This is a genomic window from Streptomyces sp. XM83C, from assembly GCF_023072675.1.
Classification (GTDB): domain Bacteria; phylum Actinomycetota; class Actinomycetes; order Streptomycetales; family Streptomycetaceae; genus Streptomyces; species Streptomyces thermocoprophilus.
Genome location: NZ_JALLGL010000010.1, coordinates 1 through 22,597 on the forward strand (window position 1 = coordinate 1; position 22,597 = coordinate 22,597).

The following is a 22,597-nucleotide window of genomic DNA, read 5'->3' on the forward strand; positions in this document are numbered from 1 at the left end:
CCCCCGGACCCCACAGTCCTCCCCTCACCCGGCCCGGCTCACCGCGTACGCCCGCCCCGGGCTCACCGCACAGGCCAGGTGATGGGCCGCTTCGGAGCCGGGAAAGACCGCGCCGACCCGTCACCCAGCGGTGACGGGTCGGCGTGTCGGGGTCAGAGTTGACGCCGGCGGGCAGCACGGCCCCGGCCCGGTCGTGGGTCGGCGGCCTTTCGCCCCGTCTTGGCGGGACGATCACTGCCGGGCATCACCGGGCGCTTCGCCGGTGAGCCGGTCGATGCGCCGGACGCCCGCTCAGGCCTCGAAGTCCTGGTCGAAGCGCTCCTGCATGTCCTGTTCCTCGTCGCCGGGCCGGCGTCCGCGTTCCGGCTGCTGCCGGTCGGGACGCTCCTGGCCGCGCCGGCCGGGGCGTTCGTCGCGCTCGCCCATCTTCTCCTTGGCCTGCTGCTGCCACTGCTCGGCCTGGTCCTGGAACTTGTCCTTCATGCCCATGTGGGTTCACTCCTGTGGTGGGTGAGGTCGGCCCCCCGAAGACCGCCGGGTGGCGGCCTCGGCCGGGGCCTCCGTCAGACTCACACGGGCGGTGACCCACCGCATGTCGATCAGTCACGCTGGGTGGTTCGCGCGGTGCGCTCCCGCTCGTCGGCGGCGCCGCCCGCGCCCACCAGACCGGACCGCATGCCCTCCAGCCGCCCGGCGAACCGCCGCATCTCCCGCTGCCCGACGGTGCCGATGAGCGCGGGCAGATAACCGCGCACGCCCTGCATGCCGCGCAGCCACCACTGCCCGTACACATGGGCGGAGCGGCGTTCGATGCCGGCGACGATCCGGTCGACGGCCGGGCCCAGCGGGTACGTCTTGTTCGACGGCCACGGCAGCCGCTGCCTCAACTCCCGCATGACGTCGTCCTGATCGGCGCCGCGCACCATGTCGGTGTCGGTCCACGACAGATAGGCGACGCCGACCCGCACGCCCCGGTGGCCCACCTCGGCGCGCAGGCTGTGCGCGTACGCCTCCACACCCGACTTCGACGCGCAGTACGCCGTCATCATCGGCGCCGGGGTGATCGCGGCGAGGGACGCGATCTGCAACAGATAGCCGCGGCTCTCCATGAGGACCGGCAGGAACGCGCGTGCCGTCACCGCCGACCCGACGAGGTTGACCTCGATGACCCGCCGCCACGCCTCGGGGTCGGAGTCGACGAACGGACCGCCCGTCGCCACACCGGCGTTGGCGACGACGATGTCCACCTTGCCGAAGCGTGCCTTGACCTCCTCGGCGACCCGCGTCATCGCCTCGTGGTCGGTGACGTCGGCGTGCCACTGGCCGCTCTCGCCGTGCAGCCGGTCGGCGACCTCCTTCAGCCGGTCCGGTTCCAGACCGACCAGCGCCACCGTCGCGCCGCGCGCGGACAGCTTGCGGGCGAGCAGCTCGCCGACGCCGCGTGCCGCGCCGGTGACGACCGCGACCCGGCCTTCCAGACTGACCCTGCTCATGCGCCCTCCTTGACCTGTACGTCGCCCTGTACGTCCCCTGCCGTCACGTAGGTGGCGACGAGTCCCCGGATCTTGCCGGTGACCAGCTCGGGGGCCTCCACCGGTGTCATGTGCCCGATCCCCGGCAGCTCGGTCAGCCCCAGGCACTGCGGCAGGGCGCCGGCCAGCTCCCGCGCGTGGACAGGCGGTGTGAGCCGGTCCGCCGTACCGGCGACGACCGCCACCGGCAGCGTGAGCCGCCGTACCCCCTGAGCCAGGTCGAGCGAGTCCAGCACCTGCGACCAGGCGTACCGGGCGCGGCGCGGGCAGGCGTGCACGATATGCGCGCACGCCTCCACCATGTGCGGCGCCGAACCGGGGCCCATGGTCCCGTACTTGAGAACCCGCATCCCGAGCGGCGTGACCGGGCCGAGGGGGGCGCGGGAGCCGAGGATCTGCCGGGTCAGCCAGGTCCGCACACGCCCCTCGCGCAGCGGTACGACGGTGGAGCGGGCCACCAGCCGGGTGGCGCCGGTGCTGCACAGCAGGACGGCCGCCGCGTGCTCGCGGAACGCGGGCCGTTCCGCCGCCGCCATCACCGTCATGCCGCCCATGGAGTGCCCGGCGACCACCGCGCGCTCGCCGGGGGCGAGGGTCGCCTTCAGTACGGCTTCCAGGTCGTCGGCGAGGACGTCGGTGCTGCACGCGTCGCTCGCCGGGCTGCGGCCGTGGCCGCGCTGGTCGTAGGCGATGACCCGGTGGTCGGCGGCGAGTTCGCGGATCTGCGCCGCCCAGAAGGCGGTCGAGCAGGTCCAGCCGTGGGCGAGGACGACCGCGGGCGCGTCCTCGGGGCCGTGCACCTCGACGTGGAGCGGGGCCCCGTCGGCGGAACGGGCGGTGAGGACGCGGGCCGGCTCGGGCGGGGCGTACGGGCCGGACGTGACGTGGGCGCGGCGGCTCATGCAGCGGCCTCCCGCGTCTTCGCGGCGGGCTCGCGCTCCGCGCCGTCCTTGCCGCCCGACGGCCGCAGCACCTGGTACTCCGCGAGGTCCACCCGCCGTGTGGCGCGCCGGAACTCACTCGTCGTACCGGGCCAGATGGTGGTGTTGCGGCCGCTGGCGTCGAGGTACCAGCTGGTGCAGCCGCCGGTGTTCCACACGGTGCGCTTCATCCGCTCCTGCACCCGCCGGTTCCAGGCGTGCACGGCGCTGGGCCGGGCGTCGAGGGCGGCACGGCCGCCGAGGACGTCGAGCTGGCGCAGATAGTCGGCCATGTAGTTCAGCTGGGACTCGATCATCAGGATCATGGAGGAGTTCCCGAGGCCCGTGTTGGGCCCGATGATCGTCATCCAGTTGGGGAAGCCGGCCGCGGCGGCGCCGCGCAGCGCCTGCATGCCGTCCTTCCAGTGCTCGGCGAGGGTGCGCCCGTCGGCGCCGACGACCCGCTCGGCGATCGGCATGTCCGTGACGTGGAAGCCGGTGCCGAAGACGATCGCGTCGACCTCGGCCTCGGTGCCGTCGGCGGCGACCAGGGTGGAGCCGCGGACCTCGGTGAGGCCGCTCGCGACGACGTCCACGTTGGGCTGCGCCAGCGCCGGATAGTAGGTGCTGGACAGCAGGATGCGCTTGCAGCCGATGCGGTAGTCGGGGGTGAGCTTGGCGCGCAGGGCCGGGTCCTTGATGGCGCGGGCCATGTTGCGCTTGGCGAGCTGTTCGACGAAGCCCAGCTCGTTGGGGTGCTTGGTGAAGGCCTGCACCTGGAGTTCGCGGATGCCCCACAGCAGTCCGCGGCGTGCCTTGGCGGTGACGGGCAGCGTCCGGTGCAGGCGCCGCTCCAGGCCGCTGATCTCCCGGTCGATGCGGGGCATCACCCACGCCGGGGTGCGCTGGAAGAGGGTGAGACGGCCGACCTTCGGCTGGATCGACGGCACGATCTGGATGGCGGAGGCGCCGGTGCCGATGACGGCGACGCACTTGCCGGTGAGGTCGTAGTCGTGGTCCCAGCGGGCCGAGTGGAAGACCTTGCCGGGGAAGGAGTCCAGGCCGGGGATGTCCGGGATCTTCGGGTCGGACAGCGGCCCGGTCGCGGAGACGACGACGTCGGCGGTGAGGTCCCCGGCGGTGGTCTCGATGCGCCAGCGCAGCCCGTCGCCGTCCCAGGTCATGCGCTTGACCTCGGAGTCGAAGCGGATGTGCGGGCGCAGCCCGAAGGTGTCGGTGACGTGCTCCAGATAGGCGCGGATGTGCTCCTGGCCGGAGAAGGTGCGCGGCCAGTCCGGGTTGGGCGCGAAGGAGAACGAGTACAGGTGGGACGGTACGTCGCAGGCGCAGCCCGGGTAGCTGTTGTCCCGCCAGGTGCCGCCTACGCTGCTCGCCCGTTCCAGTACGACGAAGTCCGTGATCCCCTCGCGGCGCAGCCGCACGGCGGCGCCCAGTCCGCCGAACCCGGACCCGATCACCGCCACCCGTACATGCTCGTGCTCAGCCATGCCGAAGCCCCTTCGACGTCCCTCCGAAACCATGCCAGTGAACACTGGCACAATGGGGAGCGTAGAGGCTCGGCGTACCGATGGGTAGGGGGCGGGCGGGGAAAGTTACCGGCGGTACAACATAGGCTCCTCCCGTGGCAGACGAACCCGACCGGACGCCGGAGCAGCACACGGGCAAGCGCGAGTACCGCATGGAGGAGCTGGCGCGGCTGGCCGGCATCACGGTGCGCACCCTGCGCTTCTACCGCGAGCGCAAACTGCTCCCGCCGCCCCGCCGCGAGGGCCGTATCGCCTGGTACGACGACCACCACCTGGCCCGGCTGCGCACCATCGCCGCGCTGCTGGAACGCGGCCACACCCTGAACGGCATCGCCGAACTCGCCGAGGCCCTGGAATCCGGCCGCGATGTCGCCGACCTGCTGGGCGTCGGCACCCCCACCGAGGAGGAGCCGGTCCGCCTCACCCCCGAGGAACTCGCCGCCCGCTTCGAGGGCGAGGTCACCCCGGAGAACCTGGCCGCCGCGATGGAGCTGGGCTACCTCGGCACCGACGGCGACCAGATCGTGCACATCAGCAGGCGCCTGCTCGACGTCTCCTCCGCCCTGGTCCGCGAGGGCATCCCCCTCGCCGAGGTCCTCGCGGCGGGCGCCCGCGTCCGCGCCCACGTCGACGACCTCGCCGAGATGTTCGCGGCCCTGATCCTCCGCCACGGCACGGAAGCCGACCTGCAACGCCTGCGCCCGCTGGCGCGGAGCGTGGTGGAGGCGGAACTGTCACTGGCCCTGGACAGGCGCCTGCGGAAGGACAAGGAACCGGAGAACGAACAGCAGGTTTGACGCCCGCTCACACGTCGTCACGCCGGACGAACGACCCACGCCCCGGCACCGTGTGGATCAGCCCACGCTCCCGCAGCACGGACAACGCACGCTGCACGGTCGACGCCCCGGCGGAATACTCCCGCCGCAACTCCAGCTCCGACGGCACGCGCCCGGTGAGCACACCCCTGGCGATGTCCTCGGCGATGTGGTCGGCGATCTGCTGATACGGGTGCCGGGGGTCGTCCGGGTCGATTGGGCGCTCCATGAGGCCATGCTGTGCCCGCTTCACACCCGTGCGCCATGGTGCGACCTAGTGTGTGGGGTCGGCGGCTGCAAGCCGCACTCACGCAAGCCGTTTACACGCCCTCGCCAGGGTCCCCCGTGGACTGTGGCGGGGGCGTTCTTGCGTTCCCCGGGCCGACCGCGAACGACCCCTTGGAGGGCAGGGTCTCGATGAGCCCCCGCTCGCGGAGGTCGCGCAGCGCGCGCCGGACGGTCCGGTCGGCGACTCCGTACTCCTGCGCAAGACGCAGGATGCCGGGGAGCGCACCGCCCTCCGGGATGCGCCCAGTCCTGATGTCCCGCTCGATCTCGCGAGCAACTCGCTCCCACTCGTACTCAGCCACACGAGCAGCTTTGCGCGGCGTACCAGCGGCGGCATCGGCAGACCATGGTGCACCGTGGCCGTCCGTGGCATACCGTGGTACATGACATAGGTACCCCGGCGACGCGGCGAACGTCCCGGGGGCGGCTCGAAGCCGCCGACGTTCCGGAGGGGGTCCGCTGGATCAGGAAGAACCGCCTCGGCCCCCTGGTCGCCTCGGTCGACCTGTGGCAGCACTCCGGCGACGACGGCGGCCCGCGCTGGGGCGCGATGTGCCTGACCCACGGCACCACCGCCCGCCACGAGACCCACCGCGACGCGTGGAAGACCCTCCCGAAGTCGAAGAGCGGTGCGAGGGCTGCCGCGACGTGGTCAACCGCTGAACCACTCCACCTCGACGCCCCGGCCGCCATGGTCGGGGCGTTTCGTCATACCCGGCCGGTGTCGAACACGGCAGTCACGGGGGCGTGGTCCGACCACCGTTCAGCGTGTGACGCGGGGCGTTCGACGTACGCCTTCACCGCGCGGTCCGCGATGCCAGGCGTTGTGCACATCAGATCGATCCGCCAGCCCGAGTCGTTGTCGAAGGCGCGGCCCCGGTACGACCACCAGGTGTACGGGCCCGTCGCATCCGGGTGCAGGGCGCGGACCACGTCGACGTACCCGCCGTCGGACGGGTCGAGGACGCGGGAGAGCCAGGCCCGCTCCTCGGGGAGGAAGCCGGAGTTCTTCTGGTTGGCGCGCCAGTTCTTCAGGTCGGCCTCGCGGTGGGCGATGTTCCAGTCGCCGCAGACCAGCACCTCGCGGCCGTCGGCAGCGGCCTTCTCGCGGAGGGTCTTGAGGTGGGCGAGGAACTCGTCCATGAAGCGGATCTTCTCGTCCTGCCGGTCGGTGCCGACCTCCCCGGACGGCAGATAGAGGGAGGCGACGGTCACACCGGGCAGGTCGGCCTCGACGTAACGTCCGCTGCCGTCGAACTCGGCGGAGCCGAAGCCGACGCGGACGCGGTCGGGTTCGCGGCGGGTGTAGAGGGAGACGCCGGCGCGGCCCTTCGCGGCGGCCGGGGCGTGCACCACATGCCAGCCCTCCGGGGCGCGGACGGGCTCGGGCAACTGCTGAGGCTCGGCGCGCACCTCCTGAAGGCACAGCACGTCGGCGCTCGTGCCGGCGAGCCATTCCACGAAGCCCTTCTTCGCGGCGGCCCGCAGCCCGTTCACATTCACAGAGGTCACAGTGAGCACCAGGGCACGATACCGGCACACTGGACGGCGTCCGCTGTTCGCCCGCGCCCCCACAGGCCGCATACACATACGATGAGCCGCATGAACATTCGCCGAGTCGCCTTCGACCACCCCGACGCCGCCAAGCTCAACGACGAGGTGCAGGCCGAGTACCACGTCCGCTACGGCGACGGCGGCGACGCCACCCCCTTGGACCCGGCCGACTTCGACCCGCCGAACGGCATCTACCTCATCGCCTACGACGAGACCGGCCGGCCCGTCGCCACCGGCGGCTGGCGGCGCCAGGACAAGAACGACGAGGGCAACGAGGACGGCGACGCCGAGCTGAAGCGCATGTTCGTGGTGGCCGACATGCGCGGCCGGGGCCTGGCCCGGCGCATCCTCGCCGCGCTGGAGGACGACGCCCGCGCGGCGGGCCGTACCCGCATGGTGCTGGAGACCGGCACGAAGCAGCCCGAGGCGATAGCCCTGTACACGTCCTGCGGCTACGAGCCGTGCAAGAAGTTCGGCTACTACCGGGACCACCCCGAGAGCCTCTGCTACGCCAAGGCCCTCTGACCCGCGCGGCGGTCAGCCCTCCTTGAGGATCACCAGCTCGCCCTTGCCGACGGGCAGCAGCGAGCTGACGCACCCCTCGGTCCCCTCCACGAGCCGTACGAAATCCTTCAGTTCGTCGGCGTGGGAGACCGCGTTGTCGACGACGAGCAGCCGGCCCGGCCGCAGCACCCTCCACAGGTCGGGCCACCAGCCGGCGTACTCCCCGCGCTCGCTGTCCAGGAACACGAAGTCGTACGCGCCGGACGCGCTGGACGCGAGGAACTCCCCCGCGTCCCCGGCGATCTGCCGGATGCGCGGGGCGAGACCGGAGCGCCGGAAGTTCTCCTCGGCCATGGCCCGCTTGTGCGGGGCGCGTTCGACGGTCGTGACGTGTCCTTCGGCGCCGACGGCGTGGGCCAGCCACAGCGTCGAGTAGCCGTTGGAGGTGCCGACCTCCAGGACGTCACGGCAGCGCCCGTTGCGCAGCAGGACGGTCAGCAGCACCCCCGTGTCGTGGGTGATGTTCAGCATCCTGCGGTCGCGTTCGGCGGTCGCCCGGTCGTTGGCCTCGCCGAACTCCTCCAGCTCGCGCAGCAGCTCGGCCAGTTCGCGTTCCATGTCGTCGTCGTTTCCTTCCGGCGCCGTGCGGCGCCCGTGCCCGCCCACGTCGGTCACCACAGGCTCTGCGCGGCCACGCCGAGCCCGAGGACCACCAGGGCGACGAACAGTACTCGGCGGAACCTCTCCTCGGAGATCCGCTTGCGGATCCGGCCGCCGACCGCCATCCCGCAGAACGCGGGGACGAGAGAGGCCGCGGACAGCACGGCGAGCCTGCCGCCGATGAGATCCTGCGCCTGGAGCGACCAGGTCAGGCCGATCGTGGAGAAGGTGAAGAGGATGCCCATGGCCTGCACGAGCTGGTCGCGGGTCAGGCCGAGGGACTGGAGGTAGAACACGCCCGGGACGGCCGAGGAGCCGGTCATCCCGGTGAGGAACCCGTTGGTGGCGCCGAAGAGCACACCGACGGGGTGGTGCCAGGTCCGGCCGCTGATGTCCACGCGCAGCCGGAACAGCCCCAGCAGCCCGTACACGGTGAGGCCGAGGCCGAGCAGCGCCGACATGACGTCCGTACGGAACCAGCCGAGCGTGAACGCGCCGGACACCGTGAACGCGGTGGCGGCCAGCAGGAACGGCCAGGTGATCCGGACGACCTCACGGCCGTGCCCGCCGCTCGACGCCTGGACGACGTTGGTGAGGAACGTGGGCACGAGGATCAGCGCCTTGGCCGGCTGGATGCCGACGGCGGCGGTGAGGATCCCGAGGACGACGGGCGGCAGGCCCAGGCCGGTGAGGCCCTTGACCAGGCCGCCCACGAAGAACGTCAGGACGATGATCGTGACGAGGGTCATGTCGGACGCGTGCACGGGTGCCGGTCAGGAACGCGCGGCGGCCCGCGGGTGGCCGCTGCGGACACCGTGCGCGACGAACGCGCGCAGCGCCTGGACGACGTCGGCCTGCTCCTCCGGGGTCAGCTCGGCGGGCCGGTCGGCGGCGAACCGGTCGGCGAGCTTCGCGATGTCCTCCCGGCGGTCCTCGATGTAGACGGTGCCGGGCTTCTCCCGGCCGTCGGACCGGTTTTCGGACCGCTCGTCGGACCGGCCGCCGGACTTCTCGGCGAGACCTTCGGCGAGCCGTTCACCGTCCGGTACGAAGTTGATGTCGAAGTCTCCGATCTGCAACAGGACGTACCGGGAGGGTGTGCCGGCATCGGCGCCGTTGACGAACCGGTGCCGGCTGGGGCAGGGCACCTGGAACATCTCACCGGGCCGTACGGTGAACACCTCACCGGAGTCGGGCAGTTCGACGGTGATGACGCCGCGTGAGCAGTACATGAGGTCGGAGACCTCGTTGTGGAAGTGGTACGGCACCGCCTTGTGGTCGAGGTTGAACAGGCTGACCCGCAGCCCGTCCTCGTAGTGGAACTCTTTCATCTCCATGGCTCATCTCCCTGTCTCGCTGCCGACCAGCCCGGCACCGTCCACGGCGGCGGGCCCCACGGCGGCGGGCGGCCCGGCGGCGGCCTCCCCGGCCCAGTCGTCCACGACCGACCGGGCCGCCTCGACGAAGGCGCCCGCGTAGTTCTTCTCGTTCTGCCAGAACCTGACGACCGGCCCGAAGGACGACAGATGTGGTGACGGGCCGAGCGCGCCGCCCGCCCGCCGCAGCACCCGGTGGCCGCCGCCCGGGTCCAGGGCGATCCCGCCGGTGGTGTAGCCGCCCTCCTCGTGCGGGACGATCTCGCCGCGCCGCAGCAGGTTCTGCACCAGCGGCGACGGGTGCCGCTCCAGCCGGAAGTCCTGCCCTCGGGCCCGTACGACACAGTCCGCGCGCACGGTGACCGCGGGTCCGTCGTCCGGGGCGGCGGTGACCCGGAAGGTGCCGTCGTCGGTGATCTCGGTGCGGGTGGTGCCGTAGCCGAGCCGGACGGTGGTGAGGACGCCGGCGTCCATCAGGGCGAGGAGTTTCTCCGCGTTGGCGGCCGGCATCGGTACGGCGGTGCGGATGATGTGCGTGTCGAACAGCCGGTCGTAGGCGGCTTTGTCGTCCGGGGCGAGCCGGTGGTAGAAGCGCAGCCGGCGCGCCTTCAGCACGACCGCGTGGACCAGGTCGCCGGTGGCGGAGGCCCGCAGATCGTAAGCCAGTTTCTCGCGGGCGTCCGCGTACGGCGGGCGGGCCACGTCCTCCCAGCCGGCCGCGCCGTCGGTGGCCCGGCGCAGCTCGGCGTCGAGCAGTTCCAGGACGGGCGCGAGCCGCAGCCGGCCGTGGTGGGCGCGCCGGATCGCGGCGAGGTTCTCCTCGGTGAGCAGCTGTGGCTCGTACGGCGGGAGGGGGCCGCGCACCGGCGGGAAGAACCCCGACCGCGATCCGGCGACGACTCTCGGCGGGGTGCCGTGCGGCCGGTACGTGTCGATGTGCCCGTCGGGGGTGTGGGTGAAGGTGCCGTCCGCGCACAGGGTGAGGATCGCGTCGATGCCGCTGGGTCCCATGCCCTCGACGAACACCACGGGCCGTGCGTCGGCGCCGGGGCGGGTGCGGCGGGTGCGGGCACGGGCGCGCACGGAGTGCCGTACGGCCTGGGGCGGGTAGGGCGCGGCGAGGTAGCCGTCGTGTCCGGTGAGCCGCCCGGTGGGGGCGGGCTGCCAGTGCCCGGTGGCGAGCAGGACCCGGTCCAGGCCGGTGAGGGTGGTCTCGCGGCCGGTGTCGAGATCGCGCAGCAGCACCCGGAACCCGTCGGGTGCGGTGAACCCGTCGAGGGCCTCGTGCCGGGTGAGGGTGTGCACGGTGATGCCGTGGGCGCGGGCCCGTTCGACGGCCTGCTGGAAGCGTTCCCGCAGGTAGCGGCCGAACAGGGCGCGCGGGTAGAACGCGCGCGGGTCGGGCTTCCAGGTGTCGGGTCCGGCGCCGGGGTGGGTCTCCAGGAGGTGGCCGGGGCATTCGCGCCACAGCCGTTGCCGGTTCTCGGTGAGCCAGTCGACGAAGTCGGTGCCGTGCAGGCCCATGCTGCCGGCCTCGTTGTTGCAGAGGTGGGCGAGCTGGACGTTGTCCTCGTCGTAGGGGTAGCCCGGCCCGCTCACCGGGCCCCGCTCCACGGTGACGATGCTGGGGGCGGGGTCCGGTGCCGGGTGCGGGCGACCGGGTGCGGTCAGGCGCTGCACGAGGTGCCACAGCGCGCAGGTGCCGGAGAAGCCGGTGCCGATGACGCAGTAGGAGACTCCGTGTCCCGGCGTGCCGCGTCCTGTCGCGGTCGCCATGCGGATCAGGGCTCCAGCCGGGCGAGGGCGTCCCTGATGCGGGTGCCGGCCTCGGTCAGCAGGGCGCCGTCGCGGCCACAGTTGACGCGCACCCAGTGGTCCATGGGGGTGCCGCCGGAGAAGTGGCTGCCGCTGATGCCGGCCACGCGTGCCTCGGCCAGCAGGAACTGTTCGGCGCTGACATGGCCGTGCCGGCGGTAGGCGTCGGCGTACGCGGACAGGTCGACGAAGAGGAAGTAGCCGCCCTGGGGCCGGCGCACCCGCAGCGAGGGCACCTGCTGGAGCTCCCGCAGCATCGACTCCAGGTTGGCGCGGGCGGTGCGGGCCCGCTCGGTGGCCACCTCGTCCATCTCGGGCCGCAGCGCGACATGCGTGGCGATCTGGCCGTACGTCGACGCGAAGGAGGTCAGGTTGACCTGGGCCCGCGCCGCGGCCTCCACGATGTCCGGGGGGCCGCACAGGTAGCCGATGCGGTCGCCGTGCATGCCGTACGTCTTGCCGGGCCCGGTCACCCAGGTCGTCCACGGCCGCATGGAGCAGCGCCCGCCGTCGGCGAGGGGGACGTCGATCGCGGCGAACAACCGGGGGCGTTCACCGAGGATGTGGGCCTCGTAGGGGGTGTCGAACAGGACGTGGACCGGGCTGTCGCCCTGTGCCTCGCGGCGGGTGTTGTGCTCGGCGACGACCTGGGCGAGCGCGGTGAGTTCGGCGGTCGAGTACACCTTCCCGGTGGGGTTGATGCAGTCGCCCAGCACGACGATCTTCGTACGGCCGGTCAGGGCCGCCCGCAGTGCCGGCGGGGTGAGACCGTCCTCGGCGGGGACGGGCACGGTCACCGGCACGGCGCCGTGCAGGCGCACCATGTCGGCGTAGTGCGGCCAGTTCGGCACCGGGATCACCACTTCGTCGCCCGGGTCGAGCAGGGCGTGGAAGGTGACCGCGATGGCGCCCTTGACGCCGCCGGGCGTCACCATGATCTCGGTGTCGGGGTCGTAGTCGATGCCGTGCAGTCGGGCCGCCCGCGCCGCGACGGACTCCCGCAGGAAGGGGAAGCCCTTGACGGGGGCGAAGGCGTGGACCACGTCCGGGCGGGTGCGGATGAACTCGGTCACGCCCGCGTCGATCCGGGGGTCGGTCGGGGTGTCGAGCGCGCCGATGCTGAGGTCGATGATGCGGTCCTCGGGGGCGAGTTGCCGGTTGAGGGCGGCCAGTTTCGCCGTGGTGCCGTGGGTGGCCGACTCGGGGAGGGCCAGGACGGCGTCGGATATGCCTCGTGACTTGTGCACGTCCGGTGAGCTGCCTCTCTGTCGTGGGGGTCGGCGTGGGCTCAGCTCGTGACGGCCTTGTACATCGCCTCCCACATCCGCAGCTGCACATCGAGGGTCTCGTTGGCGCCGTAGGCGATCTCGGCGAGGTCCTCCTCGGTGCGGACGTTGTTCAGGACGCACTTGCGGGCGTCGGCGGCGTGGCGTTCCTCGACGCCCTCGTCGCCGACGTGGACGTTGAAGTAGATCTCGACCTTCTCGACGAACTCGGTCGCCGGCAGGCCGGTGTTGGCGTTGCGGAACGCCGTGCGGCACACCCTGAGCATGGTGTCGGCGTGGGACTCCAGCGCCATCGCGACGCCGAGCATGCGCTGGTAGCTGCCGCCGACGAGTTCCCGGGTGCGCTCGCGGTAGGCGAACGTCTCGGGTATGACGAGGGCGCTGTGGCGGGCCTCCTTCACCTTCAGCGGGGCCAGCCCGAACTCGACCTCGCCCAGCAGGTTGTGGGCGTTCTCCATGAGCAGCTCGTGGCACTTCTCCGGCTCGCCGTAGCCGGCCTCCTCGTTGAGGATGAAGGAGAACAGCGTCAGGGTGTCGCGGTCGTCGTGCGCGGCGGCCTGGGCGCACACATGGGCGATGCCCTTGACGGTGCCCTCGGTGCGGTGGAGGAAGTTCGCCCGGTGGAAGTCGTAGGTGCGGGCGTCCCACTGGGTTTCCTGAAGGTACTTGAAGTAGTCGTTGCTGTAGACGGGGTGACGCTCCGGTCCGTCCATGAAGGAGACGACCTGGTCGTGCAGTGCGGGTGCGATGCTCGTCGTCATCGTGCTTTTACTCCCAGTTCAGACAGGGGTGTCGGATCGCGTCCTGGGGAACTTTCGTAAATCACGCACGAACGCCTGGTGCGAGTGATGAGGCACCATGGCCGGGACACGGCCGGGACGATTCTCTTTTCGCGCTGTGGCGCCTTCGGAGCCCTACCGGCGCGTCTTGTCCCATCATGAGCCAACGGCCCTGTCGGAGACAGGTCACAATTCAGCCATTGACTGTCGTGTATTGCATGTCCGATGACATGACCGATGGCTCCAAAAAACCGGCCCGATAACCTGTTCTCGGAAATGCAAAAAGGGCCGACGCACGACTCCCCTTGGCCGTCGGGGGATTTCCGGCCAAGGGGATGCGCGTGGCCTCGCCGAATTCTGCGAGGTGGCCCGTCAGACGGTGCGGGCCAGCTGTTCGTCCTCACTGGAGGCCTGTGCCGGCGTCTCCTTCTTCCAGCCGGTGCCGAGCCGCAGCAGCAGCGAGGCGCCGGCCAGGACGACACCGAACCAGATGACGCTGTTGACGCCCGCGTGGTCGACGAACAGACCGCCGAAGAGGGCACCGAGCGCGATGCACGTGTTGTACGCCATCGTGTTCAGCGACATCGCGGCCTCGAAGGTCTCGGGGGCCGCCGCCAGCGTCATGTTGACCTGGGACAGCTGCACCGCGCCGAAGGACAGGCCCCACAGGACGAGGGCGATCACGGCGCCCGTCTTGGCGTCGCCGACGCCGCGCAGCAGCAGCAGCGCCGCGATCAGGCCGACCAGGCCGACGACGAAGGTGCCGCGCAGGCTGCGGTTGACGGTGTAGCCGGCGACGAAGTTGCCGATGGCGCCGCCGATACCGAAGATGATCAGCACGACCGTGATGAAGGTGGAGCTGGCGTTCGCCGTGTCCTCCAGATACGGCCGCACGAAGGTGTACGCGCCGAAGTGGCCGAGGACGAAGAAGACGACGATGAACAGCACGGTGCGCAGCTGGCCGTTCTTCACCGGCAGGGAGAAGACCTCCCGGACGGAGACGGCGTTGTCCGACGGCAGCGACGGAATGGCGGAGGCGACCCACAGGAACACCGCGAGGCTCAGAGCGGCCCAGATGCCGAAGGTGGTGCGCCAGTTGGTGTGGTCCTCGACGATGGTGCCGAGGGGAATACCGACGACGGTGGCGATGGAGATACCGGACATCACCACGGCTGCGGCACGGCTGGCGTGCCGTTCGGGCACGATCCGCATCGCCATGGAGACACCGATCGCCCAGAAGACACCGCTGGCGAAGCCCATGCACAGTCGGGTGCCGAGAATCAGCGGGTAATTCGGGGAGACGGACGTGATGAGATTTCCGGCCGCCAGCACGGCGAGAAGCACGGAAAGCAGGTAACGCCGGTTGACGCGGCGGGACCATGCCACGATGAACGGAACACCGAGACCGGCCGCGACGCCCTGCGCGGTCACCATCAGACCGGCGGTGCCGACGGAGATGTCCAGGTCCTCACTCAGCGGGGTGAGCAGACCGACGGGCATCAGTTCGGTGGTGAGGAAGACGAAAAGACTGGCGGTGATGGCGGCGACGCCGATCCAGCCCCGGGCGGGCGAGATCGACCGCTCCTGTACAGCGGACATGAATGTTCTCCAACAATTCTGCTCAAGGAAGGTGCCGGTGACCCGGACGGTTCGTCAGGAACGCGGTCCGCCGCGGCCCGCGGCGGGCTTCGACGCGAGCACCGCGGGTTCGTCACCGGCCGGGGCGCTCCCGGCGGGCGGGCCCTGCGGTTTGGGCGGGCGGGGCTGGGCGAGCATCACGGCGACGAGGATCACGACGATGCCGACCATCTGCGCCGGCGAGAACGACTCGTCCTCGAAGGCGATGCCGAGGATCGTCGCGACGACGGGGCTGCCGAGGGCGAGGAACGACACCGCGAGGGCGGGGAGTTTCTCGATCCCGCGGAACCACAGCGCGTAACTGATCACCGCGCCGAGGAGGATGAGGTAGCCGAAGCCGAAGACATTGGTCCCCGTCAGGGAGCCGGGCAGCCCCTCGACGGCCAGGGTGAACGGCAGCGACACGAGCCCGCCGACCAGCAGCTGCCAGCCGGTGAAGGGCAGCAGCCCCACCCCTTCGGGGCGGCCCCAGCGTTTGGTGAAGGTGATGCCGGTGGCCATGCAGGCCGCTCCGCCGAGGCCGGCGGCCACGCCGACGGCGTCCAGCGCCTCCGAGCCCTGGAACACCAGCAGGACCACTCCGGCCACGCCGAGCAGACACGCCAGGGCGTGCACGGGACGTATCTTGTCGCCGATCAGCAGCGCCGCGAGGATCAGCACGATCATCGGCTGCACGGACATGAGCATCGCCGCGACACCGCCGGGCAGACGGTAGGCGGCGACGAACAGCAGCAGATTGAACGCACCGATGTTCAGGGTGCCGAGCACCAGCGCCCGCCACCACCATTCGGCTTTGGGCAGCACCCGGGAGATGAGCAGCAGGATGATGCCCGACGGCAGTGCCCGCACGGTCGTGGCCAGCAGCGGCCGGTCCGGGGGCAGCCATTCGGTGGTCACCAGATAGGTGCTTCCCCAGATCGCCGGTGCCAGCGCCGTCACCGCGGAAGTGAGGAGTTGCCGGCCGCTGTTCATGGCGCACCGCCCTCCGCTTCGGGGCACCCGGCGCCGAGCGCACAGGGGCCGGGCAGAAAATGTGTGTTCACGTCGTCGATTTCCTGGGCACGGAAGGCCGCGTCGCCTAGTCGAAAATGGCGTCGCGCGTACGGGAGCGCTTCAGTTCGAAGAATCCGTCGGTGCCCGCGAGGGCGAGCACGCCGTCCCACAGCCGGCCCGCGGCCTCGCCGCGCGGCGCGGGCGAGATGACAGGGCCGAAGAACGCGATGACTTCACCGTCGGGGCCGGGCACATGGATGACCGGTGTGCCGACCTCGGTGCCGACGGGGTCCATGCCGGCGTGGTGGCTGGCCCGCAGCGCGTCGTCCATCTCGGTGGTGTCGGCCACCTCCAGCAGGTCCTCCGGCAGTCCGGCCTCGGCGAGCGCGGCGACCATCATGTCCCGTTTCAGACCGGCCTGCTTGAGGTGGATGAGCGCACCCATCGCGTTGTAGAGGGGCCGCAGCACCTCGTTGCCGTAGCGCTGCTCGGCGGCGATGCACACACGCACCGGGCCCCAGCCGTCGATCATGCCCTGCCGGTACTTCTCCGGCACCTCGCGGCCCTGGTTGAGCACCGACAGGCTCATGATGTGGAAGCGGGTCTCTATGGGCCGTACCTTCTCCACCTCCAGCAGCCACCGGGAGGTGATCCACGCCCACGGGCAGCGCGGGTCGACCCACATGTCGACGGTTGTCCTCGCGGGCTGACTGGTCGGCGTGCTGCTCATGGGAAAAGCCGGTCCTTCCGTTGCGCATTGAGAGCGGGTGAATGGGGAATTGCCGTGGTCCGGCCATGAGCCGTCGAAAACAGGAATTGCAGGGACAGTCGGCATTCCTGGGCACCGGACGCGGCACGTTCAAATTCTGGACCGGCCGTCACCAATGAGTCCAACACATGTTTGTCATCTCTTTAATCGTGCGGCAAGATAGATCGTCATGGAGCTGCAACAGATGCGGTACGTGGTGGCGGTCGCCGAGACGAACAGCTTCACCCGGGCCGCGCAGCGCTGTCTGGTCGTGCAGTCCGCGCTCAGCCATCAGATCGCGCGTCTGGAGCAGGAGCTGGGAGCGAAGCTGTTCGAGCGGACCACGCGCCGGGTGCGGCTCACGCCGGCCGGTGCGGCGTTCCTGCCCGCCGCCCGCCAGTGTCTGGAGGCCGCCGAACGCGCGGTCGTCGAGGTCGCCGCGGCCGTCGGGGAGGTCCGCGGCCGGCTGTCGGTGGGGCTGATCCCGTCCGTCGCCGCCGTGGACATCCCGCGCGCGCTGCGCGACTACCGGCAGCGGTATCCGCAGGTGCGGATCAGTCTGCGGGTGGGGGCCAGTGACGACCTGGTCGAGCAGGTCAAGCAGGGGGCCATCGAGGTCGCGTTCCTCGGGCTGCCGACCACGTCCCGGCCCGAGGGGGTCAACTGCCGGGAACTGGCCCGCGACCGGCTCGTCGCGGTCGTCGCGCCCGATCACCCGCTCGCCGACGAACCGGCCGTCGATCTCGCGCGGCTGGCCTCCGAGGTGTTCGTCGACCTGCCCGCGAAGACCGCCGGGCGCGCCCAGTCCGACCTCGCGTTCTCCGCCGCCGGCCTCACCCGTGACGTGGCGTTCGAGGTGACCAACGCGGACTTCCTGGCCCGCCTCGTCGGGCAGGGCCTGGGCGTGGCGATGCTGCCGGCCGCGTATGTGGCGCAGCTCAGCGGGGTCACCACCATCGAGGTCGTGGACGCGCCGGCGCGGGTGGAGTACATCATCTGGAGCGCGGACGGGCGTACGCCCGCGGCGACCGCGTTCCTGCGGGCCCTCGGGGTGCCGGAGGCCGAGTCGGGGTGAGCGCGGCGCCCTCGGGCAGGTCCGGGCCGTGTCGTTCGGGGCATGTCGTACGGGCCTGGCGTACGGGCCGTGGCGTACGGGCCGTGCCGTACGGCTCGTGTCGCGCCGGGTCAGTCGGCGAGGAGCGCCGGCTGCCGGGGCCGTACGGCGGCGTGCATCTCCAGCGTCGCCGTGGACCGGTTGAGGGTGATGTAGTGCAGGCCGGGCGCCCCTTCGGCGAGGAGCCGCGCGGCCATCTCCGTGGCGTGGTCGACGCCGATCCTGTGGCCGAGCGCCGGATCGTGGGCGGCGGCCTCCAGCCGGTGGGCCAGGTCCTCCGGGAAGGTGGCCCCGCTCAGCTCGGCGAACCGGCTGATCTGGCGGACATCGGTGGCCGGCATGATCTCCGGGATGATCGGGATGTCGCAGCCGGCCGCCGCCACCCGGTCCCGCAGCCGCAGATAGTCCTCCACACGGAAGAACATCTGCGTGACGGCGTAGTCCGCGCCCGCCCGGCATTTCGCGACGAAGTGCCGGATGTCGCTGTCCCAGTCGGGCGAGCGCGGATGGCGTTCGGGGAACGCGGCGACACCGATGCTGAAGTCGCCCGACTCCCGCACCAGCGACACCAGTTCGTGCGCATACGTGAAACCGTCGGGGTGCGGTGTCCACGGGCCGCGCGGATCGCCCGGCGGGTCACCGCGCAGGACGAGCACATCGCGCACCCCGGCGTCGGCGTACCGGCCGATGATGCGCCGCAGTTCGGCGACCGAGTGGCCGACCGCGGTGAGATGCGCGACGGGACGCAGGGTGGTCTCGGCGGCGATCCGGTGGGTCAGCTCGACGGTGCGGTCGCGGGAGGAGCCGCCCGCGCCGTACGTCACCGACACGAAGTCGGGGGCGAGCCGTTCGATCCGGCGGATCGCCCGCCACAGGCCGCGCTCCCCTGCCTCGGTCCTCGGCGGGAAGAACTCGAAGGAGAACGTGGGCGCTCCGCCGCCCACGACATCCCGCAGCGTCGTCATCGCCGCCCTCCGCTCATCGCCCTCGCACCTCGCTTCCCGCGCCCGACCCGGCCGTCGCGCCCTCCAGGTGCGCCCCGATCTCCCGGGCGGCCGACGGGCCGTACGTGTCGGCGATACGGGCGAGGAGTTCGGAGGGCAGCAGCTTGTACTCCTGGGTGCCGACCGTGCCGAGCACCAGCGTGGCCAGCGCGCAGCCCAATTGGGCGGCCCGCTCGTGCGGCAGCCGCCAGGCGAGGCCCGCGAGGAATCCGGCCCGGAAGGCGTCACCGACGCCGGTCGGGTCGACCACGTCACCGGCCGGCACGGCCGGGACGTCGGTCCGCAGGCCGCCGGCCGCGAGCATGCACACGCCCCGCGCGCCACGGGTGACGATCCAGGTGCCGACCCTGCGCAGCACCTCCTCCTCGCTCCAGCCGGTGCGCTCAAGCAGCAGGGCGCTCTCGTACTCGTTGGTGAACAGCAGCCGCGCCCCCTCCACCAGCCGGCGTGTCTGCTCACCGTCGAGCCGGGCCAGCTGCTGGGACGGGTCGGCGGCGACGGGCACGCCGAGGGTGTGCGCGGCGGCGGTGTGCCGCAGCATCGCGGCGGGGTCGTCGGCACCGACCAGCACCAGGTCCAGTCCCCCGGTACGCAGGTGCACCTCGGCCAGGTCGATCCCGCCGGCCTCGGCCATGGCACCCGCGTAGAACGTGGCGATCTGGTTCTGGTCGGTGTCGGTCGTGCACACGAACCGGGCGGTGTGCAGGGTGTCGCTGACCCGGACGGAGGCGGTGTCCACCCCGGCGTCCCGCAGCCGCTGCCCGTAGGGGGCGAAGTCCAGGCCGGCGGCGCCGACCAGGACCGGCCGCAGACCGAGGCGGGCCATGCCCCAGGAGATGTTCGCGCCGACGCCTCCCTCCCGTACCTCCAGATGGTCGGCGAGGAACGACAGCGACACGTGCTCGACCATCTCGCTCAGGAACTGCTCGGCGAAACGGCCCGGATACACCATGAGATGGTCGACGGCGATGGAGCCGGACACGGCGATACGCACGATGGGTCTCCTCGCTTCAGGACCGGCCGGACCGGGGCGTGCCCACGGGCCGCCCGGCGACGGCGGCGCGCGGGGCGCCGGGGACGGTGCCGGCGGCCTTGTGGGGGTGGTCCTCGGTCATGGACTGCGAGGCGGGCGGGCGACGGGACACGGGCGGCTTCCTCCTGGTCGGCGAGGGGGAGTACGACGGCGTACGGGCGGTGCCTCGGGACGGGGCGCGGCACCGTCAGCCGCCGCGGCACCGGCGGAGATCGCCCGCCGATCGCCGCGGCACCGGCGGAGGCCCCCCGCCTTTCGCGGGCGGCGCGGGGACCTCCGCCGGGCTCTGCCGGTGCTCACGACAGGCGATGGCAGGTGAACTCCACCGGCACGTCGGCGACCGGGTTGGTGGTGCTGAACACGATCTCGTGACGCAGACCGCTGTCGTCGATGAGCTTCCGCAGATACGCCACGTCGCCCATCGTGCTGAAGAAGATCAGCATGCGGCCGTTCTCGGCGAGATGACCGCGCGCCTGGCGGAAGAACCTGGTGAGCGTGGCGTAACCCGCGTCGGTGGTGGCGGAGTCGGCGATGTCCCGTGCGGCGAACCACTGGAACGGCGGGTTGAGGACGATCAGGTCGAAGGTGCCCTCGACGGTGCTGAAGACGTCGCTGACGCGGGCCTCGACCCGGTCGGCGACGCCGTTGCGTTCGGCGTTGGCGAGGACCGCCGCGACGGCGTCCGGGTTGATGTCGACGGCGAGCACGTCCGCGCCCTTCGAGGCCGCGGTGAGCGCGAGGGAACCGCTGCCGGTGCCCATGTCGAGGACCCGGTCGCCCTCCCGTACCTCGGCGAAGACCGCGCCGCCGAGGATCGGGGAGACCGGGCAGGGGGTCATGACCGTCGGCGGGACGGTCAGCTTCAGGCCGAGGAACGGCACGGTCTGTGCCTCCTTCTGGGGTGCGCCGCCGGACAGGACACGGCGCAGCTCCAGGACGGTGGCGACCTGCTCCTCGGGGATCAGCGGACGGTAGTCGTCGGTGGCGGTGTTCTGAAGGGACGTCATGACGTGAAGTGCCTCTCGTACGAGTGATGGCGAGGTGGGGTTGACGTTTCGTCAGACATGTCCGTCGAACAGGCTGGTGACCGAGCCGTCCTCGCAGACCTCGCGGATCGCGCGGGCCAGCAGCGGCGCGATGGACAGCACGGTCAGGCCGGGGAAGCGCTTCTCCTCGGGAATGGGCAGCGTGTCGGTGACGACGACCTCGCGTGCCCCGCAGTCGGCCAGCCGCTGCACGGCCGGGTCGGAGAGGATGCCGTGGGTGGCGGCGATGACGACGCCGACGGCGCCCTCGTCGAGCAGGACGCGGGTGGCGTTGGCGATCGTCCCACCGGTGTCGATCATGTCGTCGATGAGGACGCACAGCCGGCCGCGCACCGAGCCGACGACCCGCTTGGACACGGCCTCGTTGGGCCGGTCCGGGTCGCGGGTCTTGTGCACGAACGCGATGGGCCGGCCGCCGAGATGGTCGGCCCACTTCTCCGCCAGCCGGGTCCGCCCGGAGTCCGGCGACACCACGGTGACGGGCGCGTCCCCGTAGGTGTCGCCGACATAGGAGGCCAGCAGGTTCTGGGCGAGCAGATGGTCGACCGGGCCGTCGAAGAAGCCCTGGATCTGCGCAGTGTGCAGATCCACGGTCATGATCCGGTCGGCGCCCGCGGCCCTGAGCAGATCCGCCACGAGACGGGCCGAGATCGGCTCACGGCCGCGGTGCTTCTTGTCCTGCCGCGAGTAGCCGTAGAACGGCATGACCGCGGTGATCCGCCGGGCGCTCGCCCGCTTCAGCGCGTCCACCATGATCAGTTGTTCCATGATCCAGGTGTTGATGGGCGTGCCGTGGCTCTGGAGGACGAACGCGTCGCTGCCGCGCACCGACTCCTCGAACCGGACGAAGATCTCCCCGTTGGCGAAGTCGTACACCGACTGCGGGGTCAGCGGAACGTCCACATGCTTGGCCACCTCCTCGGCCAGCGCGGGATGGCTGCGCCCGGCGAACAGCATCACCTTCGCGGCGGTCATCGGCCGGCCAGCTCCTTCCGGTGGGCGGCGTGCGCCGCGGCGAGCCTGCCGCCGACCTCGGCCGTACTGACCAGCACGGCCATGTTGGCCTTGGCGGAGCGGCCCTCGGTGGCCCGGTCCACCGCCCGCATCAGGTACTTGGTGATGGCCTGCCCGCGCACCCCGTCCCGCTCCGCCGCCCGCATGGCGTCCTCGATGGCCGCGTCGACCTCGTCGCTGTCGATCGCGTCCTCGGGCCGCACCGGGGTGGTGACGAGGAAGCCGCTGTGGTTGCCGAGCGCCCAGTGGTTCTCGATGGAGCGGGCGATCACCTCGTCGTCGTCGAGCCGCAGCGGACTGCGGAAGCCGCTGGTGGTGCAGTAGAACGCCGGGAAGTCGTCCGAGCGGTACGACACCACGGGCACGCACTGCGTCTCCAGGTACTCCAGCGTCAGCCCCAGGTCGAGGATCTTCTTGGCGCCCGCGCAGACCACGGCGACCTTGGACCGGGTGAACTGGATGAGGTCGGAGGAGATGTCCATGGTCCGCTCGGCACCCCGGTGCACCCCGCCGATACCGGCCGAGGAGAAGAACGGGATGCCCGCCAGCTCGGCCGCCACCAGCGACGACGCCACGGTCAGCGCGCCCATGCCGCCCTGCGCCAGCACCACCGGCAGGTCCCTGCTGCTCACCTTGGGGATGCCCGGCGTGGACGCGAAACGGTCGATGTCGGCGTCGGTCATCCCGACGACGATCTTCCCGCCGTCCACGGCGACGGTGGCGGGCACGGCGCCGCCCGCGCGGACCGCAGCCTCCACCTTGCGGGCTGTGGCGGCGTTGTCCGGGTAGGGCAGGCCGTGCGTGATCACGTTCGATTCCAGCGCCACCACGGGGCGGCCCACGTGCAGGGCCTCGCGCACCTCCTCGGCGTACACGAGAGGCACGGGCTGGTGGGCGGGAGCCTGAGGGGTGAGGGAGTTCGTCATCGTCA

25 protein-coding genes are annotated in these 22,597 nt (G+C 71.3%); 3 read left to right on the top strand and 22 right to left on the bottom strand.

What is annotated here, in order from left to right; all coding sequences use genetic code 11:
• Positions 1 to 291: 291 nt before the first annotated feature.
• From MTQ10_RS02495 to MTQ10_RS02510, 4 genes are all read right to left on the bottom strand, one after another.
• Positions 292 to 489 (bottom strand): hypothetical protein, encoded by a 198-nt coding sequence (locus tag MTQ10_RS02495; RefSeq protein ID WP_247461709.1) that lies wholly within the window; start codon positions 487 to 489, stop codon positions 292 to 294.
• 110 nt (positions 490 to 599) lie between these two features.
• Complete coding sequence (locus tag MTQ10_RS02500) at positions 600 to 1,493, bottom strand: SDR family oxidoreductase (RefSeq protein ID WP_247461711.1); 894 nt, start codon at positions 1,491 to 1,493, stop codon at positions 600 to 602.
• Complete coding sequence (locus tag MTQ10_RS02505) at positions 1,490 to 2,434, bottom strand: alpha/beta fold hydrolase (RefSeq protein WP_247461713.1); 945 nt, start codon at positions 2,432 to 2,434, stop codon at positions 1,490 to 1,492. The genes MTQ10_RS02500 and MTQ10_RS02505 overlap by 4 nt, the downstream gene beginning before the upstream one ends.
• A complete protein-coding gene (locus tag MTQ10_RS02510; RefSeq protein WP_247461716.1) occupies positions 2,431 to 3,960 on the bottom strand; it encodes a flavin-containing monooxygenase in 1,530 nt (509 codons plus the stop codon). The genes MTQ10_RS02505 and MTQ10_RS02510 overlap by 4 nt, the downstream gene beginning before the upstream one ends.
• 191 nt (positions 3,961 to 4,151) lie before the next feature.
• On the opposite strand from MTQ10_RS02510, the gene MTQ10_RS02515 reads away from it, so the two are divergent.
• Positions 4,152 to 4,796, top strand: coding sequence for a MerR family transcriptional regulator (locus MTQ10_RS02515; protein ID WP_247461786.1), 645 nt, complete (start codon positions 4,152 to 4,154; stop codon positions 4,794 to 4,796).
• Positions 4,797 to 4,803: 7 nt separating this feature from the next.
• On the opposite strand, the gene MTQ10_RS02520 is transcribed toward MTQ10_RS02515, so the two are convergent.
• The 3 genes from MTQ10_RS02520 to MTQ10_RS02530 form a co-directional block, all read right to left on the bottom strand.
• Positions 4,804 to 5,043, bottom strand: a complete 240-nt coding sequence (locus tag MTQ10_RS02520; protein WP_247461718.1) for a GntR family transcriptional regulator — start codon at positions 5,041 to 5,043, stop codon at positions 4,804 to 4,806.
• A 91-nt stretch (positions 5,044 to 5,134) separates the two neighbouring features.
• Positions 5,135 to 5,404 (bottom strand): winged helix-turn-helix domain-containing protein, encoded by a 270-nt coding sequence (locus MTQ10_RS02525; RefSeq protein WP_247461720.1) that lies wholly within the window; start codon positions 5,402 to 5,404, stop codon positions 5,135 to 5,137.
• Between the two features lie 406 nt (positions 5,405 to 5,810).
• Positions 5,811 to 6,623, bottom strand: coding sequence for an exodeoxyribonuclease III (locus tag MTQ10_RS02530; RefSeq protein WP_247461721.1), 813 nt, complete (start codon positions 6,621 to 6,623; stop codon positions 5,811 to 5,813).
• A gap of 81 nt (positions 6,624 to 6,704) precedes the next feature.
• Here MTQ10_RS02530 and MTQ10_RS02535 point away from each other — a divergent pair, with 81 nt between their 5' ends.
• Positions 6,705 to 7,181: a GNAT family N-acetyltransferase gene (locus MTQ10_RS02535; RefSeq protein ID WP_247461723.1), complete on the top strand. Its 477-nt coding sequence runs from the start codon at positions 6,705 to 6,707 to the stop codon at positions 7,179 to 7,181.
• Positions 7,182 to 7,193: 12 nt separating this feature from the next.
• On the opposite strand, the gene MTQ10_RS02540 is transcribed toward MTQ10_RS02535, so the two are convergent.
• The 9 genes from MTQ10_RS02540 to MTQ10_RS02580 form a co-directional block, all read right to left on the bottom strand.
• The gene (locus MTQ10_RS02540) at positions 7,194 to 7,778 is read right to left on the bottom strand and encodes an O-methyltransferase (RefSeq protein ID WP_247461725.1); all 585 of its coding nucleotides are present in this window, start codon (positions 7,776 to 7,778) and stop codon (positions 7,194 to 7,196) included.
• A 53-nt stretch (positions 7,779 to 7,831) separates the two neighbouring features.
• Positions 7,832 to 8,569, bottom strand: a complete 738-nt coding sequence (locus MTQ10_RS02545; RefSeq protein WP_247461727.1) for a sulfite exporter TauE/SafE family protein — start codon at positions 8,567 to 8,569, stop codon at positions 7,832 to 7,834.
• Between the two features lie 24 nt (positions 8,570 to 8,593).
• Entirely contained in the window at positions 8,594 to 9,157 is a 564-nt protein-coding gene (locus MTQ10_RS02550; protein ID WP_247461729.1) for a cupin domain-containing protein, read from the bottom strand.
• 3 nt (positions 9,158 to 9,160) lie between these two features.
• Entirely contained in the window at positions 9,161 to 10,972 is a 1,812-nt protein-coding gene (locus tag MTQ10_RS02555; RefSeq protein WP_247461731.1) for an FAD/NAD(P)-binding protein, read from the bottom strand.
• Positions 10,973 to 10,977: 5 nt separating this feature from the next.
• Positions 10,978 to 12,258 (bottom strand): pyridoxal phosphate-dependent aminotransferase, encoded by a 1,281-nt coding sequence (locus MTQ10_RS02560; RefSeq protein WP_247461733.1) that lies wholly within the window; start codon positions 12,256 to 12,258, stop codon positions 10,978 to 10,980.
• A gap of 41 nt (positions 12,259 to 12,299) precedes the next feature.
• Positions 12,300 to 13,058, bottom strand: a complete 759-nt coding sequence (locus tag MTQ10_RS02565) for an iron-containing redox enzyme family protein (RefSeq protein WP_247461735.1) — start codon at positions 13,056 to 13,058, stop codon at positions 12,300 to 12,302.
• Positions 13,059 to 13,448: 390 nt separating this feature from the next.
• Positions 13,449 to 14,675, bottom strand: coding sequence for an MFS transporter (locus MTQ10_RS02570; RefSeq protein WP_247461737.1), 1,227 nt, complete (start codon positions 14,673 to 14,675; stop codon positions 13,449 to 13,451).
• A 54-nt stretch (positions 14,676 to 14,729) separates the two neighbouring features.
• A complete protein-coding gene (locus MTQ10_RS02575; RefSeq protein WP_247461739.1) occupies positions 14,730 to 15,686 on the bottom strand; it encodes an EamA family transporter in 957 nt (318 codons plus the stop codon).
• Positions 15,687 to 15,792: 106 nt separating this feature from the next.
• Positions 15,793 to 16,437, bottom strand: coding sequence for a mycothiol-dependent nitroreductase Rv2466c family protein (locus MTQ10_RS02580; protein ID WP_247461740.1), 645 nt, complete (start codon positions 16,435 to 16,437; stop codon positions 15,793 to 15,795).
• A 208-nt stretch (positions 16,438 to 16,645) separates the two neighbouring features.
• Here MTQ10_RS02580 and MTQ10_RS02585 point away from each other — a divergent pair, with 208 nt between their 5' ends.
• On the top strand, positions 16,646 to 17,530 hold the full coding sequence (locus tag MTQ10_RS02585) for a LysR family transcriptional regulator (protein ID WP_247461743.1): 885 nt from the start codon (positions 16,646 to 16,648) through the stop codon (positions 17,528 to 17,530).
• A 110-nt stretch (positions 17,531 to 17,640) separates the two neighbouring features.
• Here MTQ10_RS02585 and metF read toward each other — a convergent pair whose 3' ends face one another.
• The 6 genes from metF to MTQ10_RS02610 form a co-directional block, all read right to left on the bottom strand.
• Positions 17,641 to 18,534: a methylenetetrahydrofolate reductase [NAD(P)H] gene (gene metF, locus MTQ10_RS02590; protein WP_247461745.1), complete on the bottom strand. Its 894-nt coding sequence runs from the start codon at positions 18,532 to 18,534 to the stop codon at positions 17,641 to 17,643.
• A gap of 13 nt (positions 18,535 to 18,547) precedes the next feature.
• On the bottom strand, positions 18,548 to 19,567 hold the full coding sequence (locus MTQ10_RS02595) for a carbohydrate kinase family protein (protein WP_247461747.1): 1,020 nt from the start codon (positions 19,565 to 19,567) through the stop codon (positions 18,548 to 18,550).
• Positions 19,568 to 19,583: 16 nt separating this feature from the next.
• Positions 19,584 to 19,718: a hypothetical protein gene (locus MTQ10_RS31230; RefSeq protein ID WP_282611694.1), complete on the bottom strand. Its 135-nt coding sequence runs from the start codon at positions 19,716 to 19,718 to the stop codon at positions 19,584 to 19,586.
• A gap of 184 nt (positions 19,719 to 19,902) precedes the next feature.
• Positions 19,903 to 20,613, bottom strand: a complete 711-nt coding sequence (locus MTQ10_RS02600; RefSeq protein ID WP_247461750.1) for a methyltransferase — start codon at positions 20,611 to 20,613, stop codon at positions 19,903 to 19,905.
• A gap of 51 nt (positions 20,614 to 20,664) precedes the next feature.
• Positions 20,665 to 21,627 (bottom strand): ribose-phosphate diphosphokinase, encoded by a 963-nt coding sequence (locus tag MTQ10_RS02605; protein ID WP_247461751.1) that lies wholly within the window; start codon positions 21,625 to 21,627, stop codon positions 20,665 to 20,667.
• Positions 21,624 to 22,592: a pseudouridine-5'-phosphate glycosidase gene (locus MTQ10_RS02610; RefSeq protein ID WP_247461753.1), complete on the bottom strand. Its 969-nt coding sequence runs from the start codon at positions 22,590 to 22,592 to the stop codon at positions 21,624 to 21,626. Before MTQ10_RS02610 ends, MTQ10_RS02605 begins: the two co-directional genes overlap by 4 nt.
• Positions 22,593 to 22,597: the final 5 nt, after the last annotated feature.

Coding starts and splice junctions, on each gene's coding strand:
- MTQ10_RS02600 (WP_247461750.1), bottom strand. CDS start 20,613: ATGACGTCCCTTCAGAACACCGCCACCGACGACTACCGTCCGCTGATC.
- MTQ10_RS02565 (WP_247461735.1), bottom strand. CDS start 13,058: ATGACGACGAGCATCGCACCCGCACTGCACGACCAGGTCGTCTCCTTC.
- MTQ10_RS02550 (WP_247461729.1), bottom strand. CDS start 9,157: ATGGAGATGAAAGAGTTCCACTACGAGGACGGGCTGCGGGTCAGCCTG.
- MTQ10_RS02575 (WP_247461739.1), bottom strand. CDS start 15,686: ATGAACAGCGGCCGGCAACTCCTCACTTCCGCGGTGACGGCGCTGGCA.
- MTQ10_RS02510 (WP_247461716.1), bottom strand. CDS start 3,960: ATGGCTGAGCACGAGCATGTACGGGTGGCGGTGATCGGGTCCGGGTTC.
- MTQ10_RS02580 (WP_247461740.1), bottom strand. CDS start 16,437: ATGAGCAGCACGCCGACCAGTCAGCCCGCGAGGACAACCGTCGACATG.
- MTQ10_RS02495 (WP_247461709.1), bottom strand. CDS start 489: ATGGGCATGAAGGACAAGTTCCAGGACCAGGCCGAGCAGTGGCAGCAG.
- MTQ10_RS02520 (WP_247461718.1), bottom strand. CDS start 5,043: ATGGAGCGCCCAATCGACCCGGACGACCCCCGGCACCCGTATCAGCAG.
- MTQ10_RS02535 (WP_247461723.1), top strand. CDS start 6,705: ATGAACATTCGCCGAGTCGCCTTCGACCACCCCGACGCCGCCAAGCTC.
- MTQ10_RS02605 (WP_247461751.1), bottom strand. CDS start 21,627: ATGACCGCCGCGAAGGTGATGCTGTTCGCCGGGCGCAGCCATCCCGCG.
- metF (WP_247461745.1), bottom strand. CDS start 18,534: ATGACGACGCTGCGGGATGTCGTGGGCGGCGGAGCGCCCACGTTCTCC.
- MTQ10_RS02610 (WP_247461753.1), bottom strand. CDS start 22,592: ATGACGAACTCCCTCACCCCTCAGGCTCCCGCCCACCAGCCCGTGCCT.
- MTQ10_RS02540 (WP_247461725.1), bottom strand. CDS start 7,778: ATGGAACGCGAACTGGCCGAGCTGCTGCGCGAGCTGGAGGAGTTCGGC.
- MTQ10_RS02505 (WP_247461713.1), bottom strand. CDS start 2,434: ATGAGCCGCCGCGCCCACGTCACGTCCGGCCCGTACGCCCCGCCCGAG.
- MTQ10_RS02555 (WP_247461731.1), bottom strand. CDS start 10,972: ATGGCGACCGCGACAGGACGCGGCACGCCGGGACACGGAGTCTCCTAC.
- MTQ10_RS02515 (WP_247461786.1), top strand. CDS start 4,152: ATGGAGGAGCTGGCGCGGCTGGCCGGCATCACGGTGCGCACCCTGCGC.
- MTQ10_RS02585 (WP_247461743.1), top strand. CDS start 16,646: ATGGAGCTGCAACAGATGCGGTACGTGGTGGCGGTCGCCGAGACGAAC.
- MTQ10_RS02570 (WP_247461737.1), bottom strand. CDS start 14,675: ATGTCCGCTGTACAGGAGCGGTCGATCTCGCCCGCCCGGGGCTGGATC.
- MTQ10_RS02500 (WP_247461711.1), bottom strand. CDS start 1,493: ATGAGCAGGGTCAGTCTGGAAGGCCGGGTCGCGGTCGTCACCGGCGCG.
- MTQ10_RS02545 (WP_247461727.1), bottom strand. CDS start 8,569: ATGACCCTCGTCACGATCATCGTCCTGACGTTCTTCGTGGGCGGCCTG.